This window comes from Micromonospora sp. NPDC005194, from assembly GCF_040608335.1.
Lineage (GTDB): Bacteria > Actinomycetota > Actinomycetes > Mycobacteriales > Micromonosporaceae > Micromonospora.
The window spans coordinates 140,173-154,394 of record NZ_JBEXIA010000003.1; the positions used below are offsets into that span (position 1 = coordinate 140,173).

The 14,222-nt window shown below is 73.0% G+C and carries 16 protein-coding genes; 7 read left to right on the top strand and 9 right to left on the bottom strand.

All coding sequences use genetic code 11. The annotated features are described in order from the left end of the window. Nucleotides 1-25: 25 nt before the first annotated feature. A complete protein-coding gene (locus ABZU53_RS03685) occupies nucleotides 26-1,057 on the bottom strand; it encodes an SIS domain-containing protein (RefSeq protein ID WP_355063794.1) in 1,032 nt (343 codons plus the stop codon). A gap of 184 nt (nucleotides 1,058-1,241) precedes the next feature. Between ABZU53_RS03685 and ABZU53_RS03690 the strand changes: the two genes are divergently transcribed. Beyond that, on the top strand, nucleotides 1,242-3,071 hold the full coding sequence (locus tag ABZU53_RS03690; protein WP_355063661.1) for a tetratricopeptide repeat protein: 1,830 nt from the start codon (nucleotides 1,242-1,244) through the stop codon (nucleotides 3,069-3,071). A gap of 58 nt (nucleotides 3,072-3,129) precedes the next feature. On the opposite strand, the gene ABZU53_RS03695 is transcribed toward ABZU53_RS03690, so the two are convergent. After that, the gene (locus ABZU53_RS03695; RefSeq protein ID WP_355063663.1) at nucleotides 3,130-4,710 is read right to left on the bottom strand and encodes an MDR family MFS transporter; all 1,581 of its coding nucleotides are present in this window, start codon (nucleotides 4,708-4,710) and stop codon (nucleotides 3,130-3,132) included. Between the two features lie 112 nt (nucleotides 4,711-4,822). On the opposite strand from ABZU53_RS03695, the gene ABZU53_RS03700 reads away from it, so the two are divergent. Further along, nucleotides 4,823-5,425: a helix-turn-helix domain-containing protein gene (locus tag ABZU53_RS03700; protein ID WP_355063665.1), complete on the top strand. Its 603-nt coding sequence runs from the start codon at nucleotides 4,823-4,825 to the stop codon at nucleotides 5,423-5,425. 10 nt (nucleotides 5,426-5,435) lie between these two features. On the opposite strand, the gene ABZU53_RS03705 is transcribed toward ABZU53_RS03700, so the two are convergent. Further along, nucleotides 5,436-5,945 (bottom strand): GNAT family N-acetyltransferase, encoded by a 510-nt coding sequence (locus tag ABZU53_RS03705; protein WP_355063667.1) that lies wholly within the window; start codon nucleotides 5,943-5,945, stop codon nucleotides 5,436-5,438. Beyond that, nucleotides 5,942-6,163: a biotin/lipoyl-binding carrier protein gene (locus tag ABZU53_RS03710; protein ID WP_007464729.1), complete on the bottom strand. Its 222-nt coding sequence runs from the start codon at nucleotides 6,161-6,163 to the stop codon at nucleotides 5,942-5,944. Before ABZU53_RS03710 ends, ABZU53_RS03705 begins: the two co-directional genes overlap by 4 nt. Before the next feature lie 166 nt (nucleotides 6,164-6,329). Between ABZU53_RS03710 and ABZU53_RS03715 the strand changes: the two genes are divergently transcribed. Then, a complete protein-coding gene (locus ABZU53_RS03715; protein WP_255787660.1) occupies nucleotides 6,330-6,461 on the top strand; it encodes a hypothetical protein in 132 nt (43 codons plus the stop codon). A gap of 124 nt (nucleotides 6,462-6,585) precedes the next feature. Here ABZU53_RS03715 and rsrA read toward each other — a convergent pair whose 3' ends face one another. The 5 genes from rsrA to ABZU53_RS03740 form a co-directional block, all read right to left on the bottom strand. Continuing rightward, nucleotides 6,586-6,873, bottom strand: a complete 288-nt coding sequence (rsrA, locus tag ABZU53_RS03720) for a mycothiol system anti-sigma-R factor (protein WP_007464731.1) — start codon at nucleotides 6,871-6,873, stop codon at nucleotides 6,586-6,588. A 1-nt stretch (nucleotide 6,874) separates the two neighbouring features. After that, nucleotides 6,875-7,702 (bottom strand): sigma-70 family RNA polymerase sigma factor, encoded by an 828-nt coding sequence (locus tag ABZU53_RS03725; RefSeq protein WP_354861333.1) that lies wholly within the window; start codon nucleotides 7,700-7,702, stop codon nucleotides 6,875-6,877. 216 nt (nucleotides 7,703-7,918) lie between these two features. Next, entirely contained in the window at nucleotides 7,919-8,536 is a 618-nt protein-coding gene (locus ABZU53_RS03730; RefSeq protein ID WP_355063669.1) for an alpha/beta family hydrolase, read from the bottom strand. A gap of 53 nt (nucleotides 8,537-8,589) precedes the next feature. Beyond that, nucleotides 8,590-8,982, bottom strand: coding sequence for a WhiB family transcriptional regulator (locus ABZU53_RS03735; RefSeq protein WP_007464737.1), 393 nt, complete (start codon nucleotides 8,980-8,982; stop codon nucleotides 8,590-8,592). A 197-nt stretch (nucleotides 8,983-9,179) separates the two neighbouring features. After that, the gene (locus tag ABZU53_RS03740) at nucleotides 9,180-9,890 is read right to left on the bottom strand and encodes an SOS response-associated peptidase (protein ID WP_355063671.1); all 711 of its coding nucleotides are present in this window, start codon (nucleotides 9,888-9,890) and stop codon (nucleotides 9,180-9,182) included. 102 nt (nucleotides 9,891-9,992) lie between these two features. Between ABZU53_RS03740 and aroA the strand changes: the two genes are divergently transcribed. The 4 genes from aroA to ABZU53_RS03760 all read left to right on the top strand — a co-directional run bounded on the left by aroA (nucleotide 9,993) and on the right by ABZU53_RS03760 (nucleotide 14,187). Further along, a complete protein-coding gene (gene aroA / locus ABZU53_RS03745) occupies nucleotides 9,993-11,294 on the top strand; it encodes a 3-phosphoshikimate 1-carboxyvinyltransferase (RefSeq protein ID WP_355063673.1) in 1,302 nt (433 codons plus the stop codon). Nucleotides 11,295-11,415: 121 nt separating this feature from the next. Continuing rightward, nucleotides 11,416-12,426 carry a ribosome small subunit-dependent GTPase A gene (rsgA, locus tag ABZU53_RS03750; RefSeq protein WP_354861340.1) on the top strand — a complete coding sequence of 337 codons (1,011 nt, stop codon included), beginning with the start codon at nucleotides 11,416-11,418 and terminating at the stop codon, nucleotides 12,424-12,426. A 28-nt stretch (nucleotides 12,427-12,454) separates the two neighbouring features. Continuing rightward, complete coding sequence (gene hisN / locus ABZU53_RS03755) at nucleotides 12,455-13,273, top strand: histidinol-phosphatase (RefSeq protein WP_355063675.1); 819 nt, start codon at nucleotides 12,455-12,457, stop codon at nucleotides 13,271-13,273. 26 nt (nucleotides 13,274-13,299) lie between these two features. Next, nucleotides 13,300-14,187 (top strand): hypothetical protein, encoded by an 888-nt coding sequence (locus ABZU53_RS03760; protein ID WP_355063677.1) that lies wholly within the window; start codon nucleotides 13,300-13,302, stop codon nucleotides 14,185-14,187. The last annotated feature ends 35 nt before the right edge of the window (nucleotides 14,188-14,222 follow it).

Sequence of the window (14,222 nt, forward strand, 5' to 3'; positions counted from 1 at the left end):
CCAGGGTGCCACGCCGCGCGGCGCCTCACATCGTCGCGGTGACCTTCTTCAGGCCGCGCGGCGCGTCCGGGTCCTCGCCACGGGTCAGGGCCAACGCCAGCGCCAGCCGCTGCAACGGCAGGATGTCCAGCAGTGGCGCGTACCGCTCGTCGACCTCGGGGACGGCGAGCCGGGTGGCGCCCGGCACGTCGGCGGAGCCGACGACCACCACGTCGGCGCGGCGCTCGCCGAGGCGGGGCAGCACCTCGCCCATCGACCGGCCACCCGGACCGGAGCCGACGACGGCGAGCACCGGGACCTCCGGGTCGGTCATCGCGAGCGGGCCGTGCAGCAGGTCGGCGCCGGAGAAGGCGAGCGCCGGCAGGTACGAGGTCTCCATCAGCTTCAGCGCGGCCTCGCGGGCGGTCGGGTAGGCGTACCCACGGCCGGTGGTGACCAGTTGGCGGGCGAAGCGGTAGCGCGGCGCGAGCTGGGCCGGGGTGTCGTCGGCGAGCGTCCTGGTGGCCAGGTCGGGCAGCGCGGCGAGCGCCTCCCGCTCGGCCGCCGGGAGCACGCCGTCGCCGGCCCGGATCCCCTCGACCAGCATGAGCAGGGCGAGCAGTTCGGCGGTGTACGTCTTCGTCGCCGCCACCGCCCGCTCGTGCCCGGCGGCGATGTCGATGCTCAACTCGGCCGTCTCGGCCAGCGGGGAGCCGGGGGCGTTGGTCACCGCGAGGGTGAGCGCGCCGGAGGCCCGCGCGGCGCGCAGCACCTCGGCGAGGTCGGGTGAGCCACCGCTCTGGCTGACCCCGACGACGAGCGCGTCGGACAGGTCGGGGCGGGCGCCGAACAGGGTGACCACGCTCGGCGAGGCGAGCCCGGCGGGCAGGCCGAGCCGGATCTCGGTCAGGTACGCGCCGTAGAGGGCCGCGTGGTCGGACGTGCCCCGGGCGGTGAAGACCACGTGTCGCGGTCGACGCTCGGCCACGACAGCCGCCACCCGGGCGATCGCCGCGGCGTTGGCGCTGTCGAGCAGGCGCGCGTAGCCGGCGGGCTGCTCGTCGATGTCGGCCGCCATTCCGGACCCTGCACGTGTCACGAACGCTCCCCTCTTGCGCGATTGCCGCGCGTTTCCTGCTCAGTCTTGCACGTTAGAGTTGACAGCAGCAATTGTTCGAGCAGCAGTGCGCAGTTGATCACTTGATCATCTCAATATCAACTACGCTGGGCCCCGCTGTCTGTAGCTGCGACGAGAGGACACCGTGCCAGAGGGAAGGGACGAGCCCGCGCTCTCCGCGACGGAGGAGCTGGCCCTGGCCCGGCTGGCACTGGACGAGGGTGACCTCCACCATGCCGCCGGCCACCTGGCCGGCGCGCTGGCGCGGGCACCCACCCTGCCTGAGGTGCACGAGACGCTGGCCCGCCTCGCTGCGGCCGACGGAGGAGGGCTCGACCTCTTCCCGATCAACCACCACACCTTCGTGGGCGCGGTCGTCGCCCGCGCCCACCTGCTGGCCGCCGCCGGTCGCCCCGCCGAGGGTCTGGAGCTGCTGGCGGCGGCGACCGGTCACACCCCCGGCACCCAGTGGGCGGGCGTGCCGTGGGTGACCGCCTCCGAGCTGGCCGAACGGCTGGAACCGGAACACATCGCCCGCGTCCTCATGCAGGTCTGCGCGGCGCTGACCGACCCGGTGCCGAGGGCCGGGCGGAACGCCCTCACGCCGTACCTCACGCTGGCCCGCAACGCCGCCACCGTGCACCCCGAGCACGGTCTCCTGCTGGGCGCGGCGTCCGCGCTGGCCCGACGGCTCGGCGAGGTCGCGCTGGCGATCCGCTGGGCCAGCCGAGGAGTACGGTGCCAGCCGTCGAAGATGGGCGAGGTCTGGCTCGGGTACGCGTACCGCAGCGCGGGTCGGACCCGCGACGCCCTCGCGGCGCTCGGCCGGGCGGTCGACCTGGACCCCGACGACCTGGCCATCTACGCCGACATCGCCGGCACCCTGGCCGAGACCGGCCGACTCGACGAGGCGTTGGAGTGGACCGAGCGGGCGCTGGCCCGGGACCCGTCGTTCGACTGCGCGGTGCACACCGCCCACCGGCTGCGGCACCTGCGCGACGGCGACCTGTCCCACCTGGTCGCGCTCGCCGACTTCATCCGTGACCACCCGGACGACAGCCACGAGCACGGCGATCTGGCCCAGTGCTGCCGGGGACGGCCCTGGCTCGGGCAACTGACGCCGGCCGGCGGCCCCCTGGTCGACGCGCTCCGCCGGGCGGTCGCCGACGACGACAACGGCATCGGCGGCGCCGTACGCCTCGCGGCGGCAGCCCCACCGAGCGCCCTACGGACGGCGACGGCGGTGGCGCCCGGACTGCGGATCGAGGTCGCCGACGCCGCGGAGCCGGACCCGCGCGAGCCCCGACGCCCGTCCGCGCAGCGGCTGTGGCATTTCGCGGAGAACGTGCCGACGCCGGCGCTGCCGGTGCCCTCGGCGGCGGCGGTCGAACGGATCGGACAGGTGGCCCACCCGGCGTGGCCGCACCCGCCAGCGGCCTACGACGCGGCGGTGGGCCTGGCCGGCCTCGACGTCGACGACCTGCTCGGGCTGCTGGTGCACCCGCCCGCGGCACCGGCGAGCGGGCTGGGACGACTGCTGGCCGCCCAGGATCCGTCGATCTGGGTCCGCGGGGTGCAGGTCTGGGCCTGTCTGGGGCTGCTGCACCAGCGCACCGACGAGCCCTGGGCGGACTCGACCCGGCGCCGGGTGCTGGTGGACCTGGTCTGGGGTGTGGAGGACTGGGTCACCGAGGCGGCGCTGTTCGCCCTGATCACCGCCGCCTGGGTGGACCCGGCGGTGCGGCCGGACGTGGCCCGCGTGGTGGCGGACCGGTTGGCCGACGCGGCGGCGGTGGCCCAGGCCCGGCCGGTGCCGATCGCGGTCTCGCTGGCCCACCTCGCGCTGGCCGCCCCCGCCCTGGACCCGGACACCGCGGCACTGGCCACCCGGATGCTCGGCGAGCTGGCCCCCCGAATCCCCCGCCCCCGCAACCCGCTGCGCCGCCTCTGGCAACGGCTGACCCGCCGCTCCTGACCCGCGCGCCGCGCCCTCCCCACCGGGGGACGACGCGGCGCGCGGGTGCCGGGTGGGCTCAGGCGACCGGGGCCTTGCCGAGGGCGACCTCGGCCTCCTCCTCCGGGGTGGCCTGCGGCGGCGCCTCGTTGGCGGTGCGCAGCGGGATCTCCTTGATGAACCAGGCGAGCACCGGGATCACGATGGTGAACAGCACAGCCCAGAGGAACACGTGCGAGATCGCGTCCGAGAGGCCGGTGAGGACCAGCTCACGCGTCTGGGCGGGCAGCTGCTTGAGCTTCTCCAGGTCCATCCCGCCCTCGCCGCCGCCGCTGAACGCCTTGCCGGCGGCGGAGCCGGCGAGCTGGTTGGCGAAGATCGCGCCGAAGAGCGAGACACCGAACGAGCCGCCGATCGACCGGAAGAAGGTGGCCGCGCCGCTCGCCGCCCCCAGGTCCTTCTGCTCCACGCTGTTCTGCGCGATCAGCATGGAGGTCTGCATGAGGAAGCCCATGCCGACGCCCAGCACGACCATGTAGAGCGAGGACTGCAGCTTGCTGGTGTCGAGGGCGAGCATGGAGAGCAGCGCCATGCCCCCGGTCATCACCACGCCGCCGATGATCGGGTACGCCCGGTACCTACCGTTCTTGGTGATCGCCCGGCCGATGACCAGCGAGACCACCAGCATGCCGAACATCAACGGCAGCAACAGCAGGCCGCTGTTGGTGGCCGAGGCCCCCTGCACGGTCTGCTGGTAGAGCGGCAGGAAGTTCATCGCGCCGAACATCGCGAAGCCGAGCAGGAAGCCGATCACCGAGATCAGCGCGAAGTTGCGGTTGGCGAACAGCGCCAGCGGCAGGATCGGCTCCGGAACCCGGCGCTCCACGAGGCCGAACGCCACCAGCGCGACCAGCGCCAGCACGGCCAGGCCGAGGATCTGCGGCGAGACCCAGTCGTACTCGTTGCCGCCCCAGGTGGTGATCAGCACGATCGCGGTGATGCCGACCGAGAGCAGGCCGGCGCCGAGCCAGTCGATCCGGTGCTCGGTGCGGTACTTCGGCAGGTGCATCGTGGTGATCAGCACGAGCAGCGCGATGCCACCCAGCGGCAGGTTCACGTAGAACGCCCAGCGCCAGGAGAGGTTGTCGGTGATGAAGCCGCCGACCAGCGGGCCGGCCACCATGGCGATGGCCATGATGCCAGCGATCATGCCCTGGTAGCGCCCGCGCTCACGCGGCGGCACCAGATCGCCGATGATCGCCATCACGCCGACCATCAGGCCGCCGGCGCCCAGGCCCTGCACGGCGCGGAAGGCGATCAGCTCCATCATGCCCTTGTCGACACCGCCGAACATCGCCGAGCCGGCCATGCCGCAGAGCGCCGATCCGATCAGGAAGATGACCACCGAGGTCAGGAAGACCGTCTTGCGACCGTAGAGGTCGCCGAGCTTGCCCCAGATCGGCGTGGAGACAGTCGTGCCGAGGATGTACGCCGTGACGATCCACGTGAAGTGGCCGGCACCGCCGAACTCGAAGGTGATCCGCGGCAGCGCGGTGCTCACGATCATGTTGTCGAGCATCGCGAGCATCATCGCGATCATCAGCCCGAACAGCACGACCCGTACGTTGGGTCGTGCGCCGGCCTGGGTTGCCTGTGTCATGGGTAAGCTCCCCCCAAAGATTGCCTTACTTACTTGCCGCCCGGCTAGTCACCTTACTAGCCGCACGGTAAGTTGGGTACCAACTGACGGTCAAGTGAATTGGGGGGCGTAGGTGAGGGAGAGCACAGGCGGCACCCGAGAGCGGATCAAGGCCGTCGCGTTGGAGCTCTTCACCGAGCAGGGCTACGAGAAGACCTCGCTGCGGGAGATCGCCGAACGCCTCAACGTCACCAAGGCGGCGCTCTACTACCACTTCAAGAGCAAGGACGACATCGTCGCCAGCTTCGTGGAGGATCGGCTGGATCAGATGGACGCGCTGACCGCCTGGGCCGACTCACAGCCCGCGACCCTGGCCACCCGCCGCGCTCTCATCTCCCGCTACGCCGACACGATGTTCGGCGGCGACATGCCGTCGGTGATGCGCTTCTTCGAGCAGAACCAGACAGTGCTCAAGAGCCTCTCCTCCGGCCAGCAGATGCGTGGCCGGATGATGCGGCTCGCCAGCGCCCTCTGCCGGGGCGACGACTCCCCCGCCGCCCAACTGCGCGCCACCCTGTCCCTGTTCGCCGTGCACACCAGCTGGTTCGCCGTGCGGGCGCCGGGCATCACCGACGCCGAACGCCGCCGGCTGGCGCTGGAGGTGGCCGACGAGTTGCTGGCCGCGATCGGCGCGGAGCCCGACGAGGACGCGGCCTTGGCCAGCGGTCGGGGCTGACGAGCCGGCCTCAGGTGCGGGGCAGCTCCAGCCGCAGGCCCAGCAGGGCCACGCCCTCCACCGGCGACCAGTCCTTCTCCGGCATGCGGACGAACCCGAGGCGCTCGTAGAGCCGGTGGGCCGAAACGGCCATCCCCGCGCGGACGCAGATGACGACCGCCGTACAGCCCAGCTCGGCCGCCCGGTCGACGCACGCCTGGGCCAGCGCCGCGCCCACACCCCGACCCTGGGCGGCCGGGTCGACCGCCAGCATGCGGAACTCCGCCTCGCCCGGCCCGGACAGCTCGGCGAACGGAGTGCCCGGCAGCACGAAGGTGACCGAGCCGCGCACCGCGCCGGTCGCCTCGTCCACCGCGACCAGCACCTCGCCGCTGGCGGCCCGGGTCGAGACGTCGGCCAGCACCGCCCCGTACCCGTGCTCGCCCTTGAGCTGACCGTCCGCCTCGTACGCGGCCACTGTCAGCCGGGCGACCGCCGGGAAGTCGGCGCTGTCGGCGAGCCGGACCAGCAGCCCGCTCAACCGATCACCGCGATCAAGTCGCCGTCCTGCACGACGTCGCCCTCGTGCACGGCGAGCTGCTGGACCACGCCATCGGCCTCGGCGACGACCGGGATCTCCATCTTCATCGACTCGAGGATCACCAGAGTGTCGCCCTCGGACACGGTGTCGCCCGCCGACGCGACGACCTTCCAGACGTTCGCCACCATCTCGGCGCGGATCTCCTCGGCCATGTCCACGGCCCTCCCTTTTTCGCGATGTGCCTGCCGACGTATCCAATCACGCGAGGGTGGGACGCGGGAGCGGAGCGGTGCGGCCCGCCGGCCGGGGCGGCCCCGGGGGAAGGCACCGGGTGCCGAGCGCACTACCATCAGCGGGTCGGACCCGACGCCGGGCGGCCGGTGGGTGCACCGGCGCGAGGCCGCGCGCAGCACGGATCCGACCCATCACGAGGAGGTCAGCATGGCGAAGAAGTCCCGCAAGAAGAAGGCCCGCAAGAAGAGCGCCGCCAACCACGGCAAGCGTCCCAACTCCTGAACGCGCCGACGGGCGATGCGCCCGTCACCGGTCAGTCCGACCCGGCGCAGGCCGGGTACGCCGGTGGCCCGGGTCGAAGATCGACCCGGGCCACCGGTGTTTCGCCGTTTCGGTACGCCGACGCTCAGTCGGCCAGCTCACGGGAATCGCTGGTCTCGAAGACCACCAGCTCGGTGAGCTTGACCCGCAGCCGCTCGCGCAGCTGATCGGGTGCGGTCTCGTTGCCGCAGCAACGGGCGACCAGTGCCCGCACCTCCTGTTCGAGCCCGTACTCGCGCAGGCACGGCCCGCACTCGTCGAGGTGGTGCCGGATCAGCGAGCGCCGCTCGTCGGCGCACTCGAGATCCAGGTAGAGGTAGACCTCCGCGAGCACCTCGCGGCAGTCCGTCTCGTGCGGCTTTCCACAGCTCACGTCACACCTCCCGGCCGGCAGCGGCAGCGGCAGAGCCCTTCGCGGACCGGGCGGGGCTGAAGCCCCGCTCCGCGGCGTACTGCTCGAGCAGCTTGCGCAGATTACGACGGCCGCGGTGCAGACGCGACATCACGGTGCCGATCGGCGTGCCCATGATGTCGGCGACCTCCTTGTAGGAGAAGCCCTCCACGTCGGTCAGGTAGACGGCCAGGCGGAACTCCTCCGGCAACTGCTGGAGGGCCTCCTTCACGTCGCTGTCCGGCAGCCGGTCCAGAGCCTCGGTCTCGGCCGAGCGCAGCCCGCTGGAGGTGTGCGACTCGGCCTCGGCGAGCTGCCAGTCGGTGATCTCCTCCGTGGGCGCCTGGATCGGTTGGCGCTGCCGCTTGCGGTAGGAGTTGATGTAGGTGTTGGTCAGGATCCGGTAGAGCCAGGCCTTCAGGTTCGTGCCCTGCTCGAACTGGTGGAAGGCCGCGTACGCCTTCAGGTAGGTCTCCTGGACCAGGTCTTCGGCATCCGCCGGGTTGCGCGTCATGCGCAGCCCAGCAGCGTAGAGCTGATCGACGAATGGCATCGCGTCCCGCTCGAACCGGGCCCTGCGCTCGTCCGTCTTCTCGGTGGTCAACCGCACATCCCCTCGCGTCGGATGCTTTCCCGCCGAGGATACGCGCACGGACCTGCCCACAGATTCACTTCCGGCTGGTGTGCCCGTGCTCACCGCACCCACCCCGCCCGGTCCCGCTGTCACGGGCCAGTCCGGACCATCCAGCAGCCGCTGTAGCTGCCGGGCGTCCCGCTCGTCCCGTTCCAGGCTTCGTGTCTCGGTCGGCACCGGTCACCCCCCTCGCAGAAAAGTCGTCCGGGGTTAGTAACGCGAGATGACCGGTGGGGCATTCCGCCCGGCTCTCCCGTTCCTGGTCCCGGCCCCGGTGGCACCGGCGCTGGGACCAGGAAGGGCCTGGGAGGACTGGCGCCGTCCGTCCGAATCGGGCCGGCGGCACCAACGGATGCAACGACCCGTGGCCGGCGGCGGAAACGGTCGGACGGTTCAGTCGGCCGTCCAGCGGTGCCGGCGCAGCCAGTCCCGCACCACGTCCGCGGTGCCGGCCGGATCCCGCCGTAGGTCGTGCGTCTCACCCGGCCGGGTCACGACCTGCACGCCCGGCCCCGACGCCGGCACCCCGAACGGGTCCCGGTCGCCGTTGACCACCAGCGTCGGCAGGCCGGTGGCCAGTTCGGCGGCCCGGGAGCGTTCCGGCCGGCCGGGCGGGTGCAGCGGGAAGGCCAGCGCGACGACGCCGGCGGCGCCCACCGCGCGGGCCGTCCGGCAGGCCACCCGCGCGCCGCTGGAACGACCTCCGACCAGCAACGTGGGCACCTCGTCGTGGCGAGCGCGCAGCGCGGCGAGCACTGCCGCCCACGCCTCGTCGAGGTGCCCGGCGGGGGCCGGCGCGCGACGGCCGGCGACCCGGTACGGCTGGGTCACCCGGATCACCGTCAGGCCGGCCTCGACCGCCGTGTCCCGTACCGCGAGCAGGTCGGGCGCGTCGACGCTGCCGCCCGCCCCGTGCCCGAGCACCAGCAGGGCGGTCGCCGACGGGGCCGGCAGGTCGGTGTCGATCCGCGCCGGACCGCGGGGCGTGTTGATCTCTTCGCTGGGCAGCACCGACCCATTCTGCGCCGCCCTCGCCGATCACCGGGATGGTTCGCCCCCGGCGGTCAGCTCAGCGGCACCAGGGTGAGCAGGCGGTCGCGTACCGGAGGGCCGGCGTCGTCGGCCGCGTCCGGATCGGGCTCCACCTCGCCGCGCCAGGCGACCAGCATCGCCCGCCGCTCGCGGGGTGTGGTCGCGCCCCACACGCCGTGGCAGTCGCCGACCTCCAGCGCCCACGCCAGGCAGGAACCCTGCACGTCACAACTGCGGCACAGCGCGACGGCGGCGTCCGCCGGTTCGTTCGGCGCCGGAAAGAACGTCTCCGGATCGACGCTCTGGCACGTCCCTCTGGTGCGCCACGCGTCGTCCTGTCGGCGTTCTCGCAAGGCCCGCAGCAGCCGCGGATCTCTCCGTGCCGCAGCCACCTCGTGCGGACGGGGCATACGCGCCCGTGTCATTCCACCCACCTCCCCCGTGGGACCGGCAAGATCGGTGGATGTCGTCCGCCCCGTGCGAATCGACAGCCACTACCGGCGCTGTGTTGTATCGCACTTCCGGACACCGGGACAAGGGGCTACGGAGAACATGGCTGAACGGCCAGGCGACGAATCGAGCAGAACCCTGGCAAATCGGTGCCCGACGATGCCTGTCATCTTCAGAACAGGGTCAGCTCCGATGGGGCCGGCAGCGGCCGAACGGACACTCGGGCGGTCAACTCCGGGCCGTCGTTGCGGACGTCACCCACCGCCGGCCCGACCGGGCGGATCTCCAACCCGGCCAGCCGATCGGGCGACGCGGGCGCGAGCAGGCGTTCGGGCTCGTCGCACGGCCCCAGCCAGGACGACCACTGATCGGGCGGCAGCAGCACCGGCATCCGGTCGTGCACCTCGGCCAGCTCGCCGAGCGCCGCGGTGGTCAGCACGCTGAAGGTGAGCCGACTCTCGGCGCCGGACTCCCAGACCGACCAGATGCCGGCCAGGGCGAGCACCGAGCCGTCGGCCGGGGTCATGAAGTACGCCTGCCGGCCGCCGTCGGGCTGGCGGACCCACTCGTACCAGCCGTCGGCCGGGACCAGGCAGCGGCGGCGGGTGAACGCGCCGGCGTACGCCCGACTGGTGGCCACCGTCTCGGCCCGCGCGTTGATCATGCGGGCGGCGCCGGCGGCGGAACGGGACCAGTGCGGCAGAAACCCCCAGCGGGCGACACAGAGGCTGCGATGCCCTTCCGGGGTGAGCCGGACCAGCGGCACGCGATCGGTGGGCGCGACGTTGTGATCCGGCCGGATCGCGCCGTCGGTGTCGTCGGACGACTCGAACAGCGCGCTCAACTCGCCGGAGCCACGGGTCGTCGCGTACCTGCCGCACATGCGCTCACGCTAACCCGCCGGGGGCCCGGCCTGCTGTCCCGCCAACCGGGAGTACGACCGCCGGTCGGCGTCACTCACCGGCCGACACGGCAGAATGTAACCGTGGGGAATCTGACCGCGACCCGGCCGCCGCAGCCGTGGAGCGCACCGACCGCGTCCGACCCGGTGTCGGCGACACTGCGCCTGCCCGGCTCCAAGTCGATGACCGCCCGCGCCCTGGTGCTCAGCGCCGTGGCCGCCGGGCCGTCGACCCTGGCCGAGCCGCTGCGCGCCCGTGACACCGAGCTGATGGCCGCCGGCCTGCGCGCGATGGGCACCTACGTGTCGATCAACGACGACGAGCGTTGGCTGGTCCGGCCGCACCCGCTGGTCGGCCCCGCCCACGTGGACGTGGGGCTGGCCGGCACCGTGATGCGGTTCCTGCCGCCGGTGGCGGGGCTGACCGACGGGCAGGTCACCTTCGACGGCGACCCGCACGCCCGCACCCGCCCGCTCGGCCCGCTGGTCGACGCGCTGCGCTCGCTGGGCGTCCGGATCGACGCCACCGGGACGGGCAGCCTCCCGCTGACCGTGCTCGGCACCGGTGGGGTCACCGGCGGCGAGGTGGTGATCGACGCGTCCGCGTCCAGCCAGCTGGTCTCCGGTCTGCTGCTGGCCGCCCCGCGCTTCGACCGGGGCCTCGTGGTGCGCCACGTCGGTGCGCCGGTGCCCTCCGCGCCGCACCTGCGGATGACCGTGCAGATGCTGCGGGCCGCCGGCGCCGCCGTCGACGACACCACCCCCGACGTCTGGACCGTCGAGCCCGGCCCGCTCACCGGGCGTGGCTGGGAGATCGAGCCGGACCTCTCCGGCGCGGTGCCGTTCTTCGCCGCCGCCCTGGTCACCGGTGGTGAGGTGACCCTGCAGGGTTGGCCGCACAGCAGCGCCCAGCCGGTCGAGCAACTCCGCTCGCTGCTGCAGCGGATGGGCGGCGAGGTCACCCTCTCCACCAACGGGCTGACCGTGCGCGGCACCGGGGTGGTGCACGGCCTGACCGCCGATCTGTCCGACGTCAGCGAGCTGACCCCCGCGCTGACCGCGCTGGCCATGCTTGCCGACTCGCCGTCGGTCTTCACCGGTGTCGGGCACATCCGCGGCCACGAGACCGACCGGCTGGCCGCGCTGGCGCGGGAGTTCGCCGCCCTCGGGGCCGACATCACCGAGACACCGGACGGGCTGGAGATCCGGCCTCGCCCGCTGCGCGGCGGGATGTTCCGCACCTACCACGACCACCGGATGGCCCACGCCGCCGCGGTGGCCGGGCTCGCCGTTCCGGGCATCGAGGTGGACGACGTGGGGTGTACCTCCAAGACCATGCCCGAGTTCCCGGCACTATGGTCAGCGATGGTGACCGGCAAGAACTGACGCGAGAAGGGGACAGGTCCTGGCGACCAAACGGCGGGAGTACGACGAGGACGACGTACGCGTCCGACCCGGAAAGTCGTCGCGCCCGCGTACGCGCACCCGCCCGCAGCACGCCGACGCGGTGGACGGCTTCGTCATCGCCGTCGACCGGGGGCGCTACCAGTGCGTGCTGGCCGGGGCCGAACGCGGCGTGGTGGGGGCCGAGCTGCCCACGGTGACCGCGATGCGGGCCCGGGAGCTGGGCCGCAAGTCGGTGGTCGTGGGTGACCGCGTCAGCCTGGTCGGCGACACCTCCGGCGCGGAGGGTGCTCTCGCCCGGATCGTCCGGATCGCCGTGCGCCGCTCGGTGCTGCGCCGCACCGCCGACGACGACGAGACCACCGCCGAGGGTCGGCTGGAACGGGTGGTGGTGGCGAACGCCGACCAGTTGGTGATCGTCAGCGCGTTGGCCGATCCGCCGCCGCGCACCGGGTTCATCGACCGCTGCCTGGTGGCCGCGTACGACGCGGACGTCGAGCCGCTGCTCTGCCTCACGAAGGCCGACCTGGCCGGGCCGGAGGAGGTGCTGGGCTACTACACCGAGCTGGAGCTGCCGTACGTGCTCAACCGCCCCGACTCCGACCTCGCCGCGCTCCGTGCGCTGCTGAGCGGCAAGGTGTCGGTACTGGTCGGGCACTCCGGGGTGGGCAAGTCGACGCTTGTCAACCGCCTCGTCCCGGAGGCGCTGCGCGCGGTCGGCGTGGTCAGCGCGATCGGCCGGGGCCGGCACACCTCGACCAGCGCCGTGGCGCTGCGGCTGCCACCGGTGCCGGGCGTCGACACCGACCCGGGCTGGATCATCGACACCCCCGGTATCCGCAGCTTCGGGCTGGCGCACGTCTCCGCCGACAGCCTGCTGCACGGCTTCCCGGACCTGGTCGAGGGCACCGTCGACTGCCCGCCCAACTGTCAGCACACGGCCGACGAGACCGACTGCGCGCTGGACGCCTGGGTGGCCGCCGGCAAGGCCGACCCGCGCCGGCTGGCGTCGTACCGCCGGTTGCTCGCCTCGCGGGCCGGCGAGGGCGACGCGCGCGGCGACAGCGACCAGCGCGGGCCCGGCGAGGGTGACCGGCGCGGGCCCGACGAGTGACCCGCGAGGCGTCGGCTAGGTTGCCGGCATGACCGGCTACGCCGACGACCTCGCCCTCGCCCACCTGCTCGCCGACCGGGCCGACGCCATCGCCATGACCCGGTTCCGGGCGCTCGACCTGCGGGTGGAGACGAAGCCCGACCTGACCCCGGTCTCCGACGCGGACACGGCCGTGGAACGGGAGATCCGCGCGCTGCTGGCCGAGCACCGGCCCGCCGACGGGCTGCTCGGCGAGGAGTACGGCGCCGAGCCGGCCACCGATCCGAACGGCCGGCGGTGGATCGTCGACCCGATCGACGGCACCAAGAACTTCGTCCGTGGGGTGCCGATCTGGGCCAGCCTGATCGCGCTGTACGACGGCGACCGACCGGCCGTCGGCGTGGTGTCGGCGCCGGCGTTGGACCGACGCTGGTGGGCGAGCGCCGGCGCGGGCGCGTACGCCGGGCGGGGCCCGGCCGCGGGCGACCGGATCGGGGTCTCGGCGGTGCGCCGGGTCGCCGACGCGAGCGTCTGCTACTCGTCCCTGACCGGGTGGGAGGACGCCGGGCGCCTCGACGCGATGCTCGACCTGCTGCGGGCCGGTTGGCGCAGCCGGGCGTACGGCGACTTCTACGGCTACATGCTGTTGGCCGAGGGCGCACTGGACGTGATGGCCGAGCCGGAGTTGTCGCTGTGGGACGTGGCGGCGCTGGTGCCGATCATCACGGAGGCGGGTGGGACGGTCACGGATCTGAGCGGTCGACCGTCCCCGACCGGCGAGCCGGGCACCGAGAGCAGCGTGGTGGCCACCAACGGTGTGCTGCACGCCGACATCCTCGCCCGGCTGGATCGACCAGCCGAGCGCTGACCCCCGGCAACCTCTATCCTCGCCAGGTGGTCTCCTCCGGCTGGTGCTTCCTCGCGGCGATGATCGTCGCGTACGGCTTCGCCAACCTGCTCCAGTCGGTGGCCGCGGCGCGCACCACCGTCCACCACACCTTCGATCCGGGTCTGCTGCTGCGACTGGCCGGGCACCGGACGTACCTGGTGGGGCTGAGCTGCCAGATCGGCGGGTTCGTGCTCGCCTTCCTGGCCCGGCGGGACCTGCCCCTGTTCCTGGTGCAGGCGAGCGTTGCGGCCGGGCTCGGGGTGACCGCCATCATCGGCGTGCTGGTGCTGAAGTGGCGGTTGCCGGTGGCGGAGGTGGCCCTGCTGGCGCTGCTCTTCGCCGGGATCACCGCGCTGGTGCTGGCCGCGCGGCCGGCGCCGTCGAAGCAGCTCGGCACCGCCGGCTCGGTGGCCCTGCTGGTGGCGCTCGGGGTCATCGCGGTGCTCGGTTTCTTCGCCGTCCGACTGCACGGGGCGCCCGGGTCGGTGGCCCTGGGCTCGCTGGCCGGGCTGGCGTTCTCCTCGGCGGCCGTCGCGGCCCGGCCGCTGGCCTCCGCGCCGTCGGCCGAGGCGTTCCTCGCCAACCCGCTGTTCTACCTGCTGATCGCCCACTCGATCGTCGGCCAACTGCTGCTCGGCCTGGCCATGCAGCGCGGTTCGACGACCGCTGCGGTCGCCGCCATGGACGCCGCCGGAGCGGTGCCGGCGGCGATCGTCGGCCTGCTGCTGCTCAACGACAAGATCTGGCCGGGTCGGGAGTGGCTGGCCGCCACCGGTTTCCTGGTCACCCTGGCCGCCGTGATCGGCCTGACCCGCTACGCGCAGCCGCAGCAGCACCGCTCGGTGGCGCACCGCCACGACCGGGCCATGGTCGGCGCCGGCCGGCCCGTCTGACCGCAAACCCACGCCGCACCGAAGGGAGCGGCGTG